The sequence below is a fragment of the Variovorax sp. 278MFTsu5.1 genome (genome assembly GCF_048305045.1).
Classification (GTDB): domain Bacteria; phylum Pseudomonadota; class Gammaproteobacteria; order Burkholderiales; family Burkholderiaceae_C; genus Variovorax; species Variovorax guangxiensis.
Genome location: NZ_CP157622.1, coordinates 3,842,068 through 3,858,069, shown reverse-complemented (window position 1 = coordinate 3,858,069; position 16,002 = coordinate 3,842,068). Strand labels below are relative to the sequence as shown.

General features: G+C 69.8%; 14 protein-coding genes. 7 read left to right on the top strand and 7 right to left on the bottom strand.

Annotated features, from left to right (window positions below):
* The first annotated feature begins 49 nt into the window (after positions 1 to 49).
* Together ABL844_RS17950 and ABL844_RS17945 are read left to right on the top strand one after the other, a co-directional pair.
* On the top strand, positions 50 to 844 hold the full coding sequence (locus ABL844_RS17950) for an adenosylcobinamide-GDP ribazoletransferase (RefSeq protein WP_418128373.1): 795 nt from the start codon (positions 50 to 52) through the stop codon (positions 842 to 844).
* Complete coding sequence (locus ABL844_RS17945; RefSeq protein ID WP_418128372.1) at positions 841 to 1,398, top strand: histidine phosphatase family protein; 558 nt, start codon at positions 841 to 843, stop codon at positions 1,396 to 1,398. Before ABL844_RS17950 ends, ABL844_RS17945 begins: the two co-directional genes overlap by 4 nt.
* Before the next feature lie 18 nt (positions 1,399 to 1,416).
* Here ABL844_RS17945 and ABL844_RS17940 read toward each other — a convergent pair whose 3' ends face one another.
* Positions 1,417 to 4,179 (bottom strand): LuxR C-terminal-related transcriptional regulator, encoded by a 2,763-nt coding sequence (locus ABL844_RS17940; protein WP_418128371.1) that lies wholly within the window; start codon positions 4,177 to 4,179, stop codon positions 1,417 to 1,419.
* A gap of 149 nt (positions 4,180 to 4,328) precedes the next feature.
* Between ABL844_RS17940 and ABL844_RS17935 the strand changes: the two genes are divergently transcribed.
* The gene (locus tag ABL844_RS17935) at positions 4,329 to 5,891 is read left to right on the top strand and encodes a methyl-accepting chemotaxis protein (RefSeq protein WP_418128370.1); all 1,563 of its coding nucleotides are present in this window, start codon (positions 4,329 to 4,331) and stop codon (positions 5,889 to 5,891) included.
* A 20-nt stretch (positions 5,892 to 5,911) separates the two neighbouring features.
* Here the strand turns inward: ABL844_RS17935 and ABL844_RS17930 are convergent, their stop codons facing one another.
* Both ABL844_RS17930 and nth read right to left on the bottom strand, forming a co-directional pair.
* Positions 5,912 to 6,769 carry an Ivy family c-type lysozyme inhibitor gene (locus ABL844_RS17930; protein WP_418128369.1) on the bottom strand — a complete coding sequence of 286 codons (858 nt, stop codon included), beginning with the start codon at positions 6,767 to 6,769 and terminating at the stop codon, positions 5,912 to 5,914.
* Positions 6,770 to 6,788: 19 nt separating this feature from the next.
* On the bottom strand, positions 6,789 to 7,436 hold the full coding sequence (gene nth / locus ABL844_RS17925; protein WP_369662097.1) for an endonuclease III: 648 nt from the start codon (positions 7,434 to 7,436) through the stop codon (positions 6,789 to 6,791).
* A 120-nt stretch (positions 7,437 to 7,556) separates the two neighbouring features.
* Between nth and ABL844_RS17920 the strand changes: the two genes are divergently transcribed.
* The gene (locus ABL844_RS17920; protein WP_126023983.1) at positions 7,557 to 8,744 is read left to right on the top strand and encodes a PLP-dependent aminotransferase family protein; all 1,188 of its coding nucleotides are present in this window, start codon (positions 7,557 to 7,559) and stop codon (positions 8,742 to 8,744) included.
* Between the two features lie 17 nt (positions 8,745 to 8,761).
* Here the strand turns inward: ABL844_RS17920 and ABL844_RS17915 are convergent, their stop codons facing one another.
* Positions 8,762 to 8,989: a hypothetical protein gene (locus ABL844_RS17915; protein WP_126023986.1), complete on the bottom strand. Its 228-nt coding sequence runs from the start codon at positions 8,987 to 8,989 to the stop codon at positions 8,762 to 8,764.
* A 62-nt stretch (positions 8,990 to 9,051) separates the two neighbouring features.
* Between ABL844_RS17915 and ABL844_RS17910 the strand changes: the two genes are divergently transcribed.
* Positions 9,052 to 9,375, top strand: a complete 324-nt coding sequence (locus ABL844_RS17910) for a DUF6172 family protein (protein WP_418128368.1) — start codon at positions 9,052 to 9,054, stop codon at positions 9,373 to 9,375.
* A gap of 7 nt (positions 9,376 to 9,382) precedes the next feature.
* Here the strand turns inward: ABL844_RS17910 and ABL844_RS17905 are convergent, their stop codons facing one another.
* From ABL844_RS17905 to mfd, 3 genes are read right to left on the bottom strand one after another with little or no spacing between them, the layout of a single operon-like run.
* The gene (locus ABL844_RS17905; protein WP_418128367.1) at positions 9,383 to 10,465 is read right to left on the bottom strand and encodes an Ldh family oxidoreductase; all 1,083 of its coding nucleotides are present in this window, start codon (positions 10,463 to 10,465) and stop codon (positions 9,383 to 9,385) included.
* Positions 10,462 to 11,172, bottom strand: a complete 711-nt coding sequence (gene serB / locus ABL844_RS17900) for a phosphoserine phosphatase SerB (RefSeq protein ID WP_418128366.1) — start codon at positions 11,170 to 11,172, stop codon at positions 10,462 to 10,464. Before serB ends, ABL844_RS17905 begins: the two co-directional genes overlap by 4 nt.
* Positions 11,169 to 14,651 (bottom strand): transcription-repair coupling factor, encoded by a 3,483-nt coding sequence (gene mfd / locus ABL844_RS17895; RefSeq protein ID WP_418128365.1) that lies wholly within the window; start codon positions 14,649 to 14,651, stop codon positions 11,169 to 11,171. The genes serB and mfd overlap by 4 nt, the downstream gene beginning before the upstream one ends.
* A gap of 119 nt (positions 14,652 to 14,770) precedes the next feature.
* On the opposite strand from mfd, the gene ispD reads away from it, so the two are divergent.
* The gene (gene ispD, locus ABL844_RS17890) at positions 14,771 to 15,493 is read left to right on the top strand and encodes a 2-C-methyl-D-erythritol 4-phosphate cytidylyltransferase (RefSeq protein ID WP_418128363.1); all 723 of its coding nucleotides are present in this window, start codon (positions 14,771 to 14,773) and stop codon (positions 15,491 to 15,493) included.
* Positions 15,490 to 15,981 (top strand): 2-C-methyl-D-erythritol 2,4-cyclodiphosphate synthase, encoded by a 492-nt coding sequence (ispF, locus tag ABL844_RS17885; protein WP_418128362.1) that lies wholly within the window; start codon positions 15,490 to 15,492, stop codon positions 15,979 to 15,981. Before ispD ends, ispF begins: the two co-directional genes overlap by 4 nt.
* The last annotated feature ends 21 nt before the right edge of the window (positions 15,982 to 16,002 follow it).

The window sequence follows — 16,002 nt, the reverse complement described above, 5'->3', positions numbered from 1 at the left end:
GCCTCCCCAAGCAAGCTCGCGCCGCAGTGCGAAGCACGAAGGTATTCCTGTGAGCGGCATCCGCCATTTCCTGCTCGCGCTGCAGTTTTTCACCCGGGTGCCGGTGACGGGCTCGCTGGCCGAGTGGGTCGGCTTCAGCCCGCAGATGCTGCGCGCGAGTGCTGCTCATCTGCCCGGCATCGGCTGGCTGGTGGGCGGGGTGGCGGCGGTGGTGTTCGCGGGCGTGGCCTGGGGCCTGCCCGGCGTCGCGGGCGCGCTGGCCGCCGCGGTGCTCAGCACCGTCGCCACGGTGATGCTGACCGGCGCCTTCCATGAGGACGGGCTGGCCGACGTGGCCGACGGCCTGGGCGGCTCGGCGAACCGCGAGCGGGCGCTGGAGATCATGAAGGACTCGCGCATCGGCGCCTTCGGGGCCGTGGCGCTGGTGCTGGCGCTGGGCCTGAAGTTCGCGCTGCTCGCCGCGCTGGCGGGGCGGGGGCTGCAGGCGGTGGCGATCGCCATCGTCGGCGCGCATGTGCTGTCGCGGCTGATGCCGCTGTTCCTGATCCGCTGGCTGCCCTACGTGGGCGACAGCGGCGCGAGCAAGGCCAAGCCGCTGGCGGATGCGATCAGCCCGGGTGCGCTGCTCATCGCCATCGTCTGGGCGGTGCCTGCGGTGGCGCTCCTGCTGCAGGCGCACGACCCGGCGCACGTCGGCGCGGCCGTGCTCGCGGCCATGCTGGCGGCGGGCTGGATGGCGCGGCTCTTCATGCGGCGGCTGCAGGGCTTCACCGGCGACGGGCTCGGCGCGACCCAGCAGGTCTGCGAGCTCGCGATCTACCTCGCGCTGGCCTGGAAAGCATGAGCACGCTCTGGCTCCAGCGCCATGCTCCGGTGGTGGCCGAACCCGGCCTCTGCTACGGGGCGACGGACCTCGAAGCCCATGCGGATGGCACGCTGGCTGCTGCCGGGCGCATCGCGCCGTTGCTGCCGGCGGGCGTGATGCTGTGCAGCTCCCCGCTGAGGCGTTGTGTTGCGCTGGCCGAGGCCATCGCCGCGCTGCGCCCTGACCTGTCGGTCCAGCGGGACGCGCGGCTGGCCGAGATGGATTTCGGCGCCTGGGAGGGCCGGCCGTGGACCGACATCCCGCGCGAAGACTTCGACGCCTGGACGGCCGACTTCGCCGACCTGCGTGCCGGCACCACCGGCGAAAGCGTGCGCGCCTTCATGTCGCGCATCGCCGAGGCGCACGACGAATGGCTGGCTCGGCCGCGCGACACGCTCTGGGTCACGCATGCGGGCGTGCTGCGCGCCGTGACCCTGCTGCAACGCGGCATCCGCTGCCCGGTGGTGGCGAGCGACTGGCCGTCCGGCGAGATGCCCTTCGGCAATTGGCTGGTTTTCGATAAAAAACCCTGACCGGACAGCGGCCGCGCGCTACTTGCCGCCCGCGCCGCTGCCTTCGTCGTTGCGCGCCAGCTCCCGCCGCATCCGCTCGGCGACCGCGCTGCGCCCGTGGGCGTCCAGCTTCAGGTAGATGTTCTTGAGGTGCCACTTGACCGTGTCCAGCGACAGGCCGAGCGTGAGCGCGATCTTCTTGTTGGGCAGCGACTGCAGCAGCAGCTCGGCGATCTCGGCCTCGCGCAGCGTGAGCAGCCGCGTCAGGCGCCGGTCGTCGCGCAGGCGCGGCACCGGCGCAGGCTCGGTGCGCGCGTCGAGCTGCGAACGGGCCTGCGCCTCGATGCGCTCGATGAAGAAGCCCAGCACCGGGTCGAGGTTGGGGATGGACGCCGCCGTGCGGATCAGCGGCAGGACGTTGTCGTGCGCGCCCAGCAGGGTTTGCAGCAGCCCGAGCCGATGGCCCAGGCGCAGGGCCGCGCACACGCGCGCCCTGGACGCCTCGGCGTGGCCCAGCCTGCGTTCGACCTCCGCCGCCTGCAGCTGCAGGGCGGCGACGAGGCCGACCTGACCGAGTTTTTCGTAGTGCCGCGACAGGTTTTCGATTCTTTCCAGCGTGGAGGGCTGGTCGCCGTCGTGCATCTCCATGCGGATGCGCGCGCGCTCCACGACGTCGGCGATGCGCCGCAGCGTGCCGTGGCCGACGGCGGGATGCCGGGCGTGCAGCGCCTCCAGTTCCTGCAGCGATTCGCGCGCGGCGCCGGCGTCGCCGTTCGCGAGCTGGACACCGAGCTGCTCCAGCAGCACGCAGGCCAGCGCGCGGTCCATGCCGTAGCGCCGCAGGAAGCAGCCGGCCTGCGCGAGGTGCTCGAGCGCCTCGCGCTGGCGGCCGGCGGCCTGCTGCGCGCGGTTGGCCACGATGATCATGCGCAGCGTGGTGTCGGGAATCAGCCCGTCGTGCGTGCCCAGCTGCTCCTGCATGAAGCGCGCCGCCACCAGCGGGCCCTGATGTTCGTACAGAACCTCGACCAGCAGCTGGGCGGTGAGCCGCGCCGCCTCGCCGCAGCGCGCGCCGCGCTCCTGCGCCTCGTCCAGCACCTGGCGGTAGATGCGCTCCGCCCGGTGCATCTGGCCTTCGATGGCGTACGACAGCCCGACCAGGCACTGGCCCACCAGCGAGCCGAAGAGCGTGCCGGCGACCGGCTCGCCGTCGATGCGGGGCGCCGGCTCGTCGCGCTGGATGCGGCGCGCCTCCTCGAACTCGCCGCGATGCAGGTGCAGCCAGGTCAGCACGTTGCGCCTGCCGGCCACCGCGAACTCGTCGGCCGCGGGCGGCGGGGCCAGCAGCTCGGGCAGCAGCCAGGAGAGGGCGTCGTCGTCGTCGTTCCGGATGGCGAACAGGCAGCCCAGCAGCGTCAGCCGGTAGCGCATGGCCGGGTCGAGCGCGCCGGGCCTGGCGCGCAGGCGCTCGATGCTGCGGGCGCAGTCGTCCAGCCGGTAGTCGGCCAGCTCGACCCAGCCAATCCAGAGACCGAGATTGGCGTTGTCGCCGACCGTCCGGGCGTCGAGCTGGCGCAGCAGCGCGATCACCTCGCTCATCTTGCCCCGGGTGAAGAGCGCCTCCGCGCCGCGCTCGGCCAGCCGGCCTGCTGTTTCGTGGTTGTTGGCCGCGAGCGCGTGCCGCACGGCCTGGTGGTGCATGCTGCGGGTCGCGAAGGCGTGGCAGGCCGTGGCATGCACCCGCAGGCGCGAAGCTTCGGGCCAGGCCGCGAAGCGCACCAGCAGCACGCTGCGCAGAAGTGGATGCATGTGCCACCAGCGCTCGTGGGTGGCTGTCTCGGACGTTTCCACCACGAGCGACAACAGGCCCTCGCGCACCAGCGGCTCCAGCAGCTCGGCGCACAGGGCCGGCGTGTAGCCGTCGCCGGCCAGGTCGGCGCACAGCGGCGCGCTGAAGCGCGTGGTGGCGGCGCAGCACGTGAGCAGGCGCAGCTGCGTTTCCGACAGGCGAGGGAAGACGTGCGCGTGGAAGTAGGCCGCGAAAGGCTCCGGGTTGGGCTCGCCGTGCAGCAGCGGCGACTGCACGCCGCGCCGGCGGCGCACGTCGGCGCTGGCCAGCCGCAGCAGGGCCGGCCACCCCTCGGTCAACCGGTGGATCGTCGCGGCCGCGCGCTCGTCGAGGTGGGGCAGCCGCATGCCGAGATAGTCGATCGATTCCGGCAGGCTGAAGCGCAGGTCGTCGTTGCGCAGCTCCAGCACCGTCTTGGAGGCGGGGGAGTGCGCCAGCGTCATCGGCAGTTCGTCCTGGCTGGCGAACACGCACAGCAGGTTCGGCGGCGCGTACTCGACGAGCAGCTGCAGCGCGTGCAGCACGTTGCCGCTCTGGGCGCACTGCACGTCGTCCACGATCAGCACCACCCTGCGGCCATGCGCCGCGATGCCGCGCACCAGCGCGATGACCAGCCGCTCCGTCGAGAGCGCATCGGGAACGGCGTGCGCCATGGCCTGCCCGGGAATGGCGGTGTCGATGCCAGCGAGGGCCGACATCAGGCCGGTCATGAAGTGCAGGTCGCCCTCGGGGAGGTCGGCGAGCCTGAGCCAGGCGATGCCGGCGTCCGACGAGACCAGCTCGCGCTGCCAGGTCAGCAGCAGCGAGCTCTTGCCGAAGCCGGCGGGTGCGCGCAGCACAACGCAGCGCCGGGTGTCCGGACCGTCGAGCCTCTCGAGCAGGCCTTGACGAACCAGCAGGCGGCGGCTTCGCGTGCGCAGAGCGGGCGTACCGGGGATTGGGACGGGTTGCATCGCTGCGGATTCTGAGTCATCCCGCGCGCGGATCGGATCCCATATTCGAGGGTTTGCCCCTCCCCACCCTTCGAGGGTGGGGTGGCGCGCGGCCGCGCTGCCGATGAGGCAGCGCAGCCCCCAACAACAAGTCCACTGGAGAAAGCCTCATGTTCGATCTCTCGAATCTCAAGATCGGAGCCCGCCTCGGGCTGGGTTTTGCACTGTTGCTGCTGTTGCAGCTTGTCATCACCGGCATCGGCCTGCGCGAGATGGCGCGCCTCTCGCAGAGCGTCGCCTTCGCGACCGAAGTGGGCCAGCGCAAGCTCGACGAACTCAACAACGTGCAGTCGGCCATCGGCAAGCGGGCCATTGCGGCGCGCAATCTGGCGCTGGTGTCCGATCCGGCGGCGCAGAAGGGCGACATCGACCTCGTCGGCAGTTCGCAGCGCGAGATCGACGCCGGCCTGCAGAACCTCGCCGCCGTGATGGCCGCGCCGGGCGCCTCCACCCCCGAGGAGCGCAGGATGCTCGAGAAGCTGCGCGCGCTCGAGGCGCAGTACCTGCCCATCGCGAAGAACGTCGTCGGCCTGGCCACCTCTCGCCAGACCGACGCGGCCGTGAAGGTGCTGACACAGGAATGCATGCCGCTGCTCAACCAGGTGCTGGCGCATGTCTCGGCCTTCCAGGCGATGCTGCGAAAGAGCGCCGACGAAAGCACCGGCTCGACCCAGGCGGCGTACCAGCGCGCCAAGTGGATGATCCTGTGGATCAGCTGCGCTTCGCTGGCCGGCGGGGTGCTGCTGGCATACCGCATGACCCGCTCCATCACGCGGCCGCTGGGTCAGGCGGTGACCGTGGCCCAGCAGGTGGCCTCGGGCGACCTGACGGCGCGCATCGAGGTGGCCGACGAATCGGAGTCGGGCATGCTGATGCGCGCGCTGCGCTCGATGAACGACGAGCTCGCCAAGGTGGTGGGGCAGGTGCGCGACGGCACCGATTCCATCGCCTCGGCATCGGGCCAGATCGCCTCGGGCAACCGCGACCTGTCGTCGCGCACCGAGGCGCAGGCCAGCTCGCTGGAGCAGACGGCCGCCGCCATGCAGGAGCTCACCGGCACCGTCAGGCAGAACGCCGACAACGCGCGGCTGGCCAACCAGCTCGCCGACTCGGCCTCGCAGGTGGCCTCGCGCGGCGGCGCGGTGGTCGATCAGGTGGTGGAGAAGATGGCGTCCATCAACGCCTCCTCGAGGAAGGTGGTGGAGATCATCGGCGTGATCGACGGCATCTCGTTCCAGACCAACATCCTCGCGCTGAACGCCGCCGTGGAGGCGGCCCGCGCCGGCGAGCAGGGCCGCGGCTTCGCGGTGGTGGCCTCGGAGGTGCGCAGCCTGGCGCAGCGTTCGGCCGCGGCGGCCAAGGAAATCAAGACACTGATCGGCGACTCGGTGGGCGAGGTGGAGGCCGGCAGCACCCTGGTCAACGAGGCCGGCAAGACCATGGAGGAAATCATGGGCAGCGTGCGGCGGGTGACGGACATCATGGCGGAGATCACGGCGGCCAGCCAGGAGCAGGCGGCCGGCATCGGTCAGGTCAACGACGCCATCAAGCAGATGGACCGCACCACCCAGCAGAACGCGGCGCTGGTCGAAGAGGCCTCGGCCGCCGCGCAGTCGATGAACGACCAGGCCGCGGGGCTGGTGCACGCGGTGCGGATGTTCAAGCTGGCCTGAATCCGCCCTTCAGCGGCCGGTCAGTTCGACTTGCGCCACTGTTCGCGCCAGAGCTTGTCGAGCTGCGGCGCGAGCGCGGCGGGCGGCGAGCCCAGCAGGCGGTTGCCGCCGTTGCGCTGCACCAGGCCGTAGATGCGGCCGGAGCCCTGGTCGTACAGCGCGATGGCGTTGTTGTCGTAGCAGTCGTGCGGCTTGCAGAAGGCATGCAGCAGGTAGCGCGTGCCATCGACCGTCACCCATTGCGGTTCGGGCGCCGGGCCTTCGCGGCGCACCAGCCAGCGCTCGTTCTCGCGCGTGCCCAGCGCGGCGCGCCAGGCCTTCTGCATGGCGGGGCCCTGCGCCAGCGCGGCGGGGCTCCCGGTGGGCGGCGGCGGGACCTTGGCGGCAGGCTCGGGGGGAGGCGGCAGCGCGCGGGCGGCGCCGTTGCAGCGCCAGTAGCGCAGCTTCATCATCTCGGGGCCGAGCTGGCCGGCCAGGGGCTTGTCGGCATCCAGCGTGGCGTACTGGCCGCGCGAGCTGCGGTAGACCAGGAAGGTGAGGGCGCCGGCCTTGCCCGTGTCGCCCACCAGCGCCACGTCGAAGCCCGCGGGCGGCGGGCTGTTGCCGAAGAGGCTGTGGACCGTCTGCGGCTCGCGTGTGACCACGCGGCGCTTGCCGCTCTCGGCGATCAGCGAATCCTGCCGCACCTGCAGCGCAGCGGCCGAGTTGTCCGCGCAGTCGGCGGACCAGCGGCCGGTGTACTGGGCGATGTAGTTGGGAAGCTGCTGGCCGCCCTGTTGCGACCAGGCGGCAGCCGGCAGCAGCGCGGCCAGCATGGCGGTGCGCAGCAGGGCCCGGGAGTGGTCGGTGGTCGTCGCTGTGGTCTTGCTTCTCGTCATTCGTCGTCGTTGTCTTGTCTCAGGCCGATCTGGGCGCGGGCGTCTTGGGCTTGTAGGAGCAGAAGGTGGCCACCGCGCATTCCCAGCAGCGCGGCTTGCGCGCCACGCAGATGTAGCGGCCATGCAGGATCAGCCAGTGGTGGGCATGCAGCCGGTACTCCAGTGGGACGCGCTTCTCGAGCTTGAGTTCCACCTCCAGCGGCGTCTTGCCCGGAGCCAGCCCGGTGCGGTTGCCCACGCGGAAGATGTGCGTGTCGACCGCAATCGTCGCCTCGCCGAAGGCCACGTTCAGCACCACGTTCGCCGTCTTGCGGCCGACGCCTGGCAGGGCCTCCAGCTCGGCGCGGGTGCGCGGCACCTCGCCTCCGTGCTGTTCCACCAGCATGCGGCAGGCCTCGATCAGGTGCCTGGCCTTGCTGCGGTACAGGCCGATGGTCTTGATGTATTCCTCCAGCCCCTCCACGCCCAGATCGAGGATGGCCTGCGGCGTGTTCGCCACCGGAAAGAGCTTGCGGGTGGCCTTGTTCACGCCCACGTCGGTGGCCTGGGCCGACAGCAGCACGGCGGCCAGCAGCTCGAAGGGGGTGCTGTACTCCAGTTCGGTCTCGGGCTCGGGGTTGGCCGCCTGCAGGGTGGCGAAGAAGAGGGGGATGTTGTCTTTTTTCATGGGGCTTCGGAAGGGCAGGCAAGGCCGGCAGCCGCAATATATCGTCGAAAGCCGATGGCCTTACGCAGCTTTATTGCCCGCGCTTTGGCGACAATGCCACCCCAGAAAGAGAGACTGACCATGCAATTCGCCTCCCGCCTCGACAACGTCGAGACCTCCGCCATCCGCGAACTCTTCAAGCTGCTGGGCAAGCCAGGCATCATCAGCTTCGCGGGCGGCTTCCCCGACAGCGCCATGTTCGACGTCGAAGGCCTCAAGGAGGCGAGCCAGAAGGCACTCACCGAGGAACCCGGTGGCGCGCTGCAATACGGCGCCACCGAAGGTTACGAACCCCTGCGCACGCAGCTCAGCTCCTTCATGAAGACCAAGGGCGTCGACGTCGACCCCAGCGGCCTGATCGTCACCACCGGCAGCCAGCAGGCGCTGGACCTGCTGGGCAAGACCATGATCTCGCCCGGCGACAAGGTCATCGTCGAAGGCCCGACCTTCCTGGCCACCATCCAGTGCTTCCGCCTCTACGGCGCGCAGCTCATCAGCGCGCCCATCGACGCCAACGGCGTGAAGACCGACGAGCTCGAGAAGCTCATCGCCGAGCACAAGCCCAAGTTCGTCTACCTGATTCCCACCTTCGGCAACCCCAGCGGCGCCATGCTGAGCCTGGAGCGCCGCAAGAAGGTGCTGGAGCTGGCCGTGAAATACCAGACGCTGATCGTCGAGGACGACCCCTACGGCGACCTCTACTTCGGCGAGGCCCCGCCGCCTTCGATCATGTCGCTGAGCAAGGACGTGCCCGGCAGCCGCGAACTGCTCGCGCACTGCGGCAGCCTGAGCAAGGTGCTGAGCCCCGGCCTGCGCATCGGCTGGATGATCGCGCCGCCCGAACTGCTGGCCAAGGCCACCATGTGCAAGCAGTTCAGCGACGCCCACACCAGCACCTTCTCGCAGGCCACGGCCGCGCAATACCTCAAGAGCGGACGCATGCCCGCCACGCTGGCGCATGTGCGAGAGGTGTACGGCCAGCGCGCGCAGGCCATGGGCGCGGCGCTCAAGCGCGAGCTGGGCGACGCGGTGAGCTTCACCCAGCCCAACGGCGGCCTGTTCTTCTGGGCCCGCCTGACGGGCGCCAACGGCAAGCTGGCCGACGCGAACGAACTGGCCAAGCGCGCCATCGAAAAGCTGGTGGCCTTCGTGCCCGGCGCGCCGTTCTTCGCGGAGAAGCCCGATGTGGCCACGCTGCGCCTGAGCTTCGCGACGGCCGACGTGGCGAAGATCGAAGAGGGCGTGAAGCGCCTCGGCCAGGCCCTCTGAAGGTAGCTGGCGCAGGCTCAGGGCGACCGGTGCAGCCGGGGCGCCGCGAGCAGGTCCAGGTTGTCCGTGATGGCCGCATCCACGTTCGGATAGCGGCCCTTCATCTTCGACAGCGTCATGATCGTCTGCAGCGCCTTCAGGTCCTTGACCGAGGGCGCGACCTTGATCTGCGCGATGGCCGCGGTCGGGTTGCCGCCGTTGATCAGTGCCATCACCTTGCTTGCCCAGTCGTTCGCGCGCGCCATGTCGTCACCTGTCCTGTTGTCCGTGGAATGAGGCGACTGTACACAGCGGGTTAGGATCACCCATGAGAAAAACCTTCCAGCTTCAGGTCGAGGGCAAGCACCCCGACCGTCTACTCGAAGCCATCAAGCACGAGATCCGCAAGTACATCAAGCGCGAGCGGCGCCGCGAACTGCCCGAGGGCATGGACTACTGGGACTTCGACTGCCGCTTCGGCGCCTCGCAGGAATCCGCCGAAGTCATCCACCTTTCCGCCATCACCTGCCTGATCGACGGCGTGGCGAAGGAGGGCGGCAAGCAGTTCTACATCGAGATCCTGGCCAAGCCGGCGCAGCGCAAGGCGCGCCCGGCAGGCTCGCCGGAATCCGAATCGCCCGAGGAAGGCTGAGCCCCGCTCAGACCAGCGCCTGCGCAAGCCGCAGGCCGTGGCGCTGCTCCAAATCCTGCAGCGAGCGCGCGATCGACGGGTGCAGCCGCACCCCGTTCTTCGACTGCGATTCCCGACGCTTCAATCCGCCTTCGCCCGGCAGCCGCACAGGCTTCGCCGGGTCGATGGGCGCATTGGCGCGGCAGCGTTCGGCCACGTGGTCCATCTGGCGCAGGAAGGCTTCCTTGCCGCCGAAGGCGTTCAGGTCGTGCAGCGTGACGTGCACCGTTGCGCCCCAGCCCTCGGGCGGATCGGCGCGGCCGTGGCCCGCGAGGCCGGCCGTGAGCGTCTCCACCAGCAGCGCCATGCCGTAGCCCTTGTGGCCGTGGCTCAGGCCGCCCACGGGCAGCAGCGTGCCGGGCGGCTGGTCGAACAGCACCTGCGGGTCGTTCGAAGGCTTGCCGGCGGCGTCGATCAGCCACTCTTCGGCGAAGGTCTCGCCGGCCGCGCGCTTGCGGTTGCTCATGCCGTTGGTGGTGATGGAGGCCGAGATGTCGACCATCACGCCGCCCTGCGACAGCGGAAAGCCCATCGCCAGCGGATTCGGCGTGAACACCGCCTGCGTGCCGCCGAAGGGCGCGACGCTGGCGGCGTTGGGGTCGGAGCAGGCCAGCAGCATCAGCATGTCTTCCTGCAGCGCGCGCAGCATGTAGACGGCCAGGCAGGCGATGTGGTGGCTGCGGCGGATGACCAGCGAGGCCGTGCCCAGCTCGCGCGCACGCGGCACCAGCAGGTTCATGCCCTGGTCCATGAGCCACGGGCCGGGCAGGCGCCTGCCGTCCCACAGCACGGCGGCGGGGCGGTCGGACAGCACCTCGGGCGCGCCGTCGCGCGTCATGCCGCCCGATTCCAGTTCCTTGACGTACCCCGCCAGCAGCGCGAGGCCGTGGGTGTCGTGGCCGAGCAGGTCGCCTTCGACCAGCGTGCGCGCGACCACGGCGGCCTTGGGCGCGGCAAGGCCGGCCTTCTGCAGCAGGGCATCCGCATACTCGACGAGCGCATCGGCGCGATACAGGGGAGCCGATGGAGCAGGCGCGGTGGCGTCGGTCATTTCAGGATTTCCAGCACGCGGTCGAGGCCGCCTTCGTTGATGGCCACCATGGCCTGCTCGCGCACCTTCGGCTTGGCGTGATAGGCCACCGAGAGGCCGGCCTCGCCCATCATCGGCAAGTCGTTGGCACCATCGCCCACGGCGATGGTCTCCTGCGGCGCGATGCCCATGAGCGAGGCCACCTCCAGCAGCGTGCGGCGCTTCTCGGCGCCGTCGCAGATGTCGCCCCAGCTCTGCGTGACCACCTCGCCGGTGAGCTTGCCGTCGGCTTCGTCGAGCAGGTTGGAGCGCGCGAAGTCGATGCCCAGCCGGTCCTTCACCCGGTTCGCGAAGAAGGTGAAGCCGCCCGACACCAGCAGCACCTTGAGGCCGGCCGCCTTGCAGGCCGCAACCAGCTCGGCCGCGCCGGGGTTGAGCTTCAGGCGCTCGTCGTACACCTGCTGCAGCGCCTCGGCCGGCACGCCCTTGAGCAGCGCCACGCGGCGGCGCAGGCTCTCCTTGAAGTCCTTGATCTCGCCGCGCATGGTGGCTTCGGTGATCGCGGCCACCTCCGCCTTCTTGCCGACGGCATCGGCGATCTCGTCGATGCACTCGATGCTGATCAGCGTCGAGTCCATGTCGAAGGCGATCAGCTTGAAGTCGGCGAGCTTCAGCGGCGGCTTCACGCGCTGGATGACGAGGCCGGGGGAGATTTCAGTAGCGCTCATGCGGTGGCGGTTTCCTTGACGGTGGGCTGGCCCAGGCTGCGCAGCACGTCGCGCACCATCTGGGCCCGGTCCTTGGGTTCTTTCAGTTCGCGCTCGATGCGCAGCTTCTCGTTGCCGGCGAGCTTGATGTGTCTGTTCTTCTGGATCAGCTGGATGATGGCCATGCCATCCACCGGCGGATCTTTCTTGAATGTGATGTTGATGATGCCCGGCGCCGCGTCGACCTTCACCACGCCATAGGGCCGCGCGAGCACGCGCAGGCGGTGGGTGTCGATCAGCGTCTGCGCCTGCGGCGGCAGCTTGCCGAAGCGGTCGACGATCTCCTCCAGCAGCGTGTCGATCTGGTCGGGCGTCTTCGCCGTGGCCAGCTTCTTGTAGAACGACAGCCGCAGGTGCACGTCGCCGCAGTAGTCGTCGGGAAGCAGGGCGGGGGCGTGCAGGTTGATCTCGGTGGTGACCGACAGCGGCGACAGCAGGTCGGGCTCCTGCCCGGCCTTCAGCGCGCGCACCGCCTCGCTCAGCATCTCGTTGTAGAGCTGGAAGCCGATCTCCATCATGTTGCCGCTCTGGTTCTCGCCCAGCACCTCGCCGGTGCCGCGGATCTCCAGGTCGTGCATGGCGAGGTAGAAGCCGGAGCCCAGCTCCTCCATCTGCTGGATGGCGTCCAGCCGCTGCGCGGCCTGCTTGGTCAGGCCCTCGGTGTCGGGCACCATGAGATAGGCATACGCCTGGTGGTGCGAGCGGCCGACGCGACCGCGCAGCTGGTGCAGCTGCGCCAGACCGAACTTGTCGGCGCGGCTGATCACGATGGTGTTGGCCGTCGGCACGTCGATGCCGGTCTCGATGATGGTCGAGCACAGCAGCAGGTTGTAGCGCTGCGCCACGAAGTCGCGCATCACGCGCTCCAGCTCGCGCTCGGGCATCTGGCCGTGGGCCACGGCGATGCGCGCCTCGGGAAGGATCTCTTCCAGCTTCTGGCGGCGGTTCTCGATGGTCTCGACCTCGTTGTGCAGGAAGTAGACCTGCCCGCCGCGCTTCAACTCGCGCAGCACCGCCTCGCGTATCACGCCGGTGCCCTCGTTGCGCACGAAGGTCTTGATGGCCAGGCGCCGCTGCGGCGCGGTGGCGATCACGCTCAGGTCGCGCAGGCCCTCCAGCGCCATGCCCAGCGTGCGCGGAATCGGCGTGGCGGTGAGCGTGAGCACGTCGACCTCGGCGCGCATGGCCTTCATCGCTTCCTTGTGGCGCACGCCGAAGCGGTGCTCCTCGTCGATGATGAGCAGGCCCAGGTTCTTGAACTTGACCGACTGCGAAAGCAGCTTGTGCGTGCCGACGACGATGTCGACCTGCCCGTCGGCCAGCCCCTTGGCGGCGGCGGTGATTTCCTTGGCCGAGCGGAAGCGGCTCATCTCGGCCACCTTCACCGGCCACTTGGCGAAGCGGTCGACCAGCGTCTGGTAGTGCTGCTCCGCCAGCAGCGTGGTGGGCGCAAGGAATGCCACCTGCTTGCCGCCGGTAACGGCGATGAAGGCGGCGCGCAGCGCCACCTCGGTCTTGCCGAAGCCCACGTCGCCGCACACCAGGCGGTCCATGGGTTGCGGCGAGATCATGTCCTGCACCACGGCGTGGATGGCCGCCTTCTGGTCGGCGGTTTCCTGGAAGCCGAAGTCGTTGGCGAACACCTCGTAGTCGGCCGGCGAGTAGCGGAAGGCATGGCCCTCGCGTGCCGCGCGGCGAGCGTAGATGTTCAGCAGCTCGGCGGCCGAGTCGCGCACCTGCTCGGCGGCCTTGCGCTTGGCCTTTTCCCACTGGCCGGAGCCCAGCTTGTGCAGCGGGGCCTCGTCGGCGCTGACGCCGGTGTAGCGGCTGATCTGGTGCAGCTGGCTCACGGGCACGTAGAGCGTGGCCTTGTCGGCGTACTCCAGGTGCAGCATCTCCTGCATCAGCGGCTTGCCGTCGGGGCCGTTGCCCTGGCCCAGGTCCATGTGGATCAGGCCGCGGTAGCGGCCGATGCCGTGCGCACTGTGGACCACCGGATCGCCCACGTTGAGCTCCGACAGGTCCTTGATGAGCGCCTCGACGTCGCTGACCTGCTCCTGCTTCTTGTTGCGCCGGCGCGTGGTGGGCGCTGTGGCGAAGAGCTCGGTCTCGGTGACGAAGTCGATGCCCTGTTCGCGCCACGCGAAGCCCGAGGCCAGCGCGGCGGTGGCGATGCCGATCTTCTCGTCGCCGGAGGCCTCGAACTCGGCCAGCGAATCGAAGGCCGGCGGGTTCACGCCGCTGGCGCGCAGGAAGTCGAGCAGGCTCTCGCGGCGGCCCTCGCTCTCGGCGATCAGCAGCACGCGGTGCGGTGTCTTCGCGATGTGCGCCTTCAGGCCGACCAGCGGGTCCTCGGCGCCGCGCACCACGGCGAAGGGCGGCAACCGGTCGAACTCGGCGTAGGGCGCGTCGGTGTCCACGTCGCCGCGAATGGCCAGCTGCGCGTGCGGCTTGGCACGCTGGTAGAACTGCTCGGCGTTCAGGAACAACGCCTCGGGCGGCAGGGCGGGGCGCTCGGGGTCGCCGCGCACAAGGCGGTAGCGCTCGTTGGTGTCCTGCCAGAAGTGCTGGAAGGCGGGTTCCAGGTCGCCGTGCAGCACCACGGTGGCGTCCGGCCCCAGGTAGTCGAACACCGTGGCCGTCTCGTCGAAGAAAAGCGGCAGGTAGTACTCGATGCCGGCGGTGGCCACGCCGTTGCCCATGTCCTTGTAGATGCGGCTCTTGGTCGGATCGCCTTCGAGCAGTTCGCGCCAGCGGCTGCGGAAGCGCCCGCGCGCGTCGTCGTCCATCGGGAACTCGCGGCCCGGCAGCAGCCGCACCTCGGGCACCGGGTAGAGGCTGCGCTGGGTGTCGGGGTCGAAGGTGCGGATGGTGTCGATCTCGTCGTCGAACAGGTCGACGCGGAAGGGCACCGGCGAGCCCATGGGGAACAGGTCGATCAGGCCGCCGCGCACCGCGTATTCGCCGGGGCTCACCACCTGCGTCACATGGGTGTAGCCGGCAAGAGTGAGCTGGGCCTTGAGCTTCGACTCCTCCAGCTTCTGCTTGGCCTTGAAGTGGAAGGTGTAGCCGGCCAGGAAGGACGGTGGCGCCAGCCGGTAGAGCGCGGTGGTGGCGGGCACCAGCACCACGTCGGCCTCCTTCTGGCTGATGCGCCAGAGGGTGGCCAGGCGTTCGCTGATCAGGTCCTGGTGGGGCGAGAAGCTGTCGTAGGGCAGCGTCTCCCAGTCGGGGAAAAGCGCGCAGCGCAGCTCGGGAGCGAAGAAGGCGATCTCGTCGATCAGGCGCTGGGCGTCGTTGGCATCGGCCGTGAACATCGCGGTGGCGCGCCCGGCGGCCTTCTCGCGCATGGCCAGTTGCGCCAGCAGCAAGGCATCTGCCGACAAGGGAGGACGCGGCAGCGTGAATCGCTTGCCCGCCGTGAGGTGGGGGAGGTCCATGGAACGCTTGATGGAAATGCACAACACCCCGCGCCGGCTGGCGAGGGGTGTGCGTAGCGGTCAATTCTAGAATGGCGGCCCTTTATCCGCTTGTCGGCCACGGCCGACGCTGGGCCCTCATGTCCTCTTCCCGACTCTTCGTGCTGATCCCGTGCGCCGGCTCCGGCCATCGCGCGGGACATGCGCAGTCCACGCAGCCCAAGCAGTACCGGCGCCTGGCCGGGCTGCCGATGGTGGCCCACACGCTGGAGGCCGTCCGCGCGATGTCGGGGCGCTTCGCCGGGCTGGCGCTGGTGGTGTCGCCGGACGACCGGGACGTGGATGCGGTGCTGCCGCGCTTTCCCTCGGAGAACGAATACCTGCTGCGCGTGGGCGGCGTGACCCGCGCGGCCACGGTGCGCAACGGCCTGGTGGCGCTGCGGCAGAAGGGCGCCGGCGCGCACGACTGGGTGCTGGTGCACGACGCGGCGCGCTGCCTCGTCACTTCCAGCCAGATCGAGGCGCTGATCGCCGCCTGCGAGCACGACGCCGTCGGCGGCCTGCTGGCTCAGCGGCTGGCGGACACGCTGAAGTCGTCCACCGCCGAGAGCCGAGTGGCCCAGACGCTGCCGCGCGCCGACAAGTGGCTGGCGCAGACGCCGCAGATGTTCCGCATCGGCATGCTGCTCGACGCGCTGGAGCGCGCTGGCGACGCCGTTACGGACGAGGCCAGCGCGATCGAGGCCGTCGGCCTTTCGCCGTTGCTGGTGCCCGGAAGCGCCCAGAACTTCAAGGTGACCTTTCCGGAAGACTTCGCCCTGGCCGAGGCCGTGCTGCTCGGCCGCAGGAAGGAGCTGGCATGACCGCCGCGCCTTTCAACATCCGCATCGGCGAGGGCTGGGACGTCCACCAGCTGGTGGCGGGGCGCAAACTGATTCTCGGCGGCGTCGAGGTGCCGCACACCACCGGCCTGCTGGGCCATTCGGACGCCGATGTGCTGCTGCACGCCATCACCGATGCGCTGCTGGGCGGCGCGGGGCTGGGCGACATCGGCCGGCACTTTCCGGACACCGATCCCCAGTTCCGCGGTGCCGATTCGGCGGTGCTGCTGGCCGAGGCGGTGCGCCGGGTGCGTGCCGCGGGCTGGGAGATCGGCAACGTCGACAGCACGGTGATCGCGCAGGCGCCCAAGCTCGCACCGCACATTCCGCTGATGTGCCAGCGCATCGCCGACACGCTGGGCGTGGAGCTCGGCCAGGTGAACGTGAAGGCCAAGACGGCCGAGAAACTGGGCCCCGTGGGCGAGGGCCGCGCGATGGAAGCTCGCGCGGCAGTTCTGCTGCATCGCTGACGCAGGCGCGGCCGGCGTCGT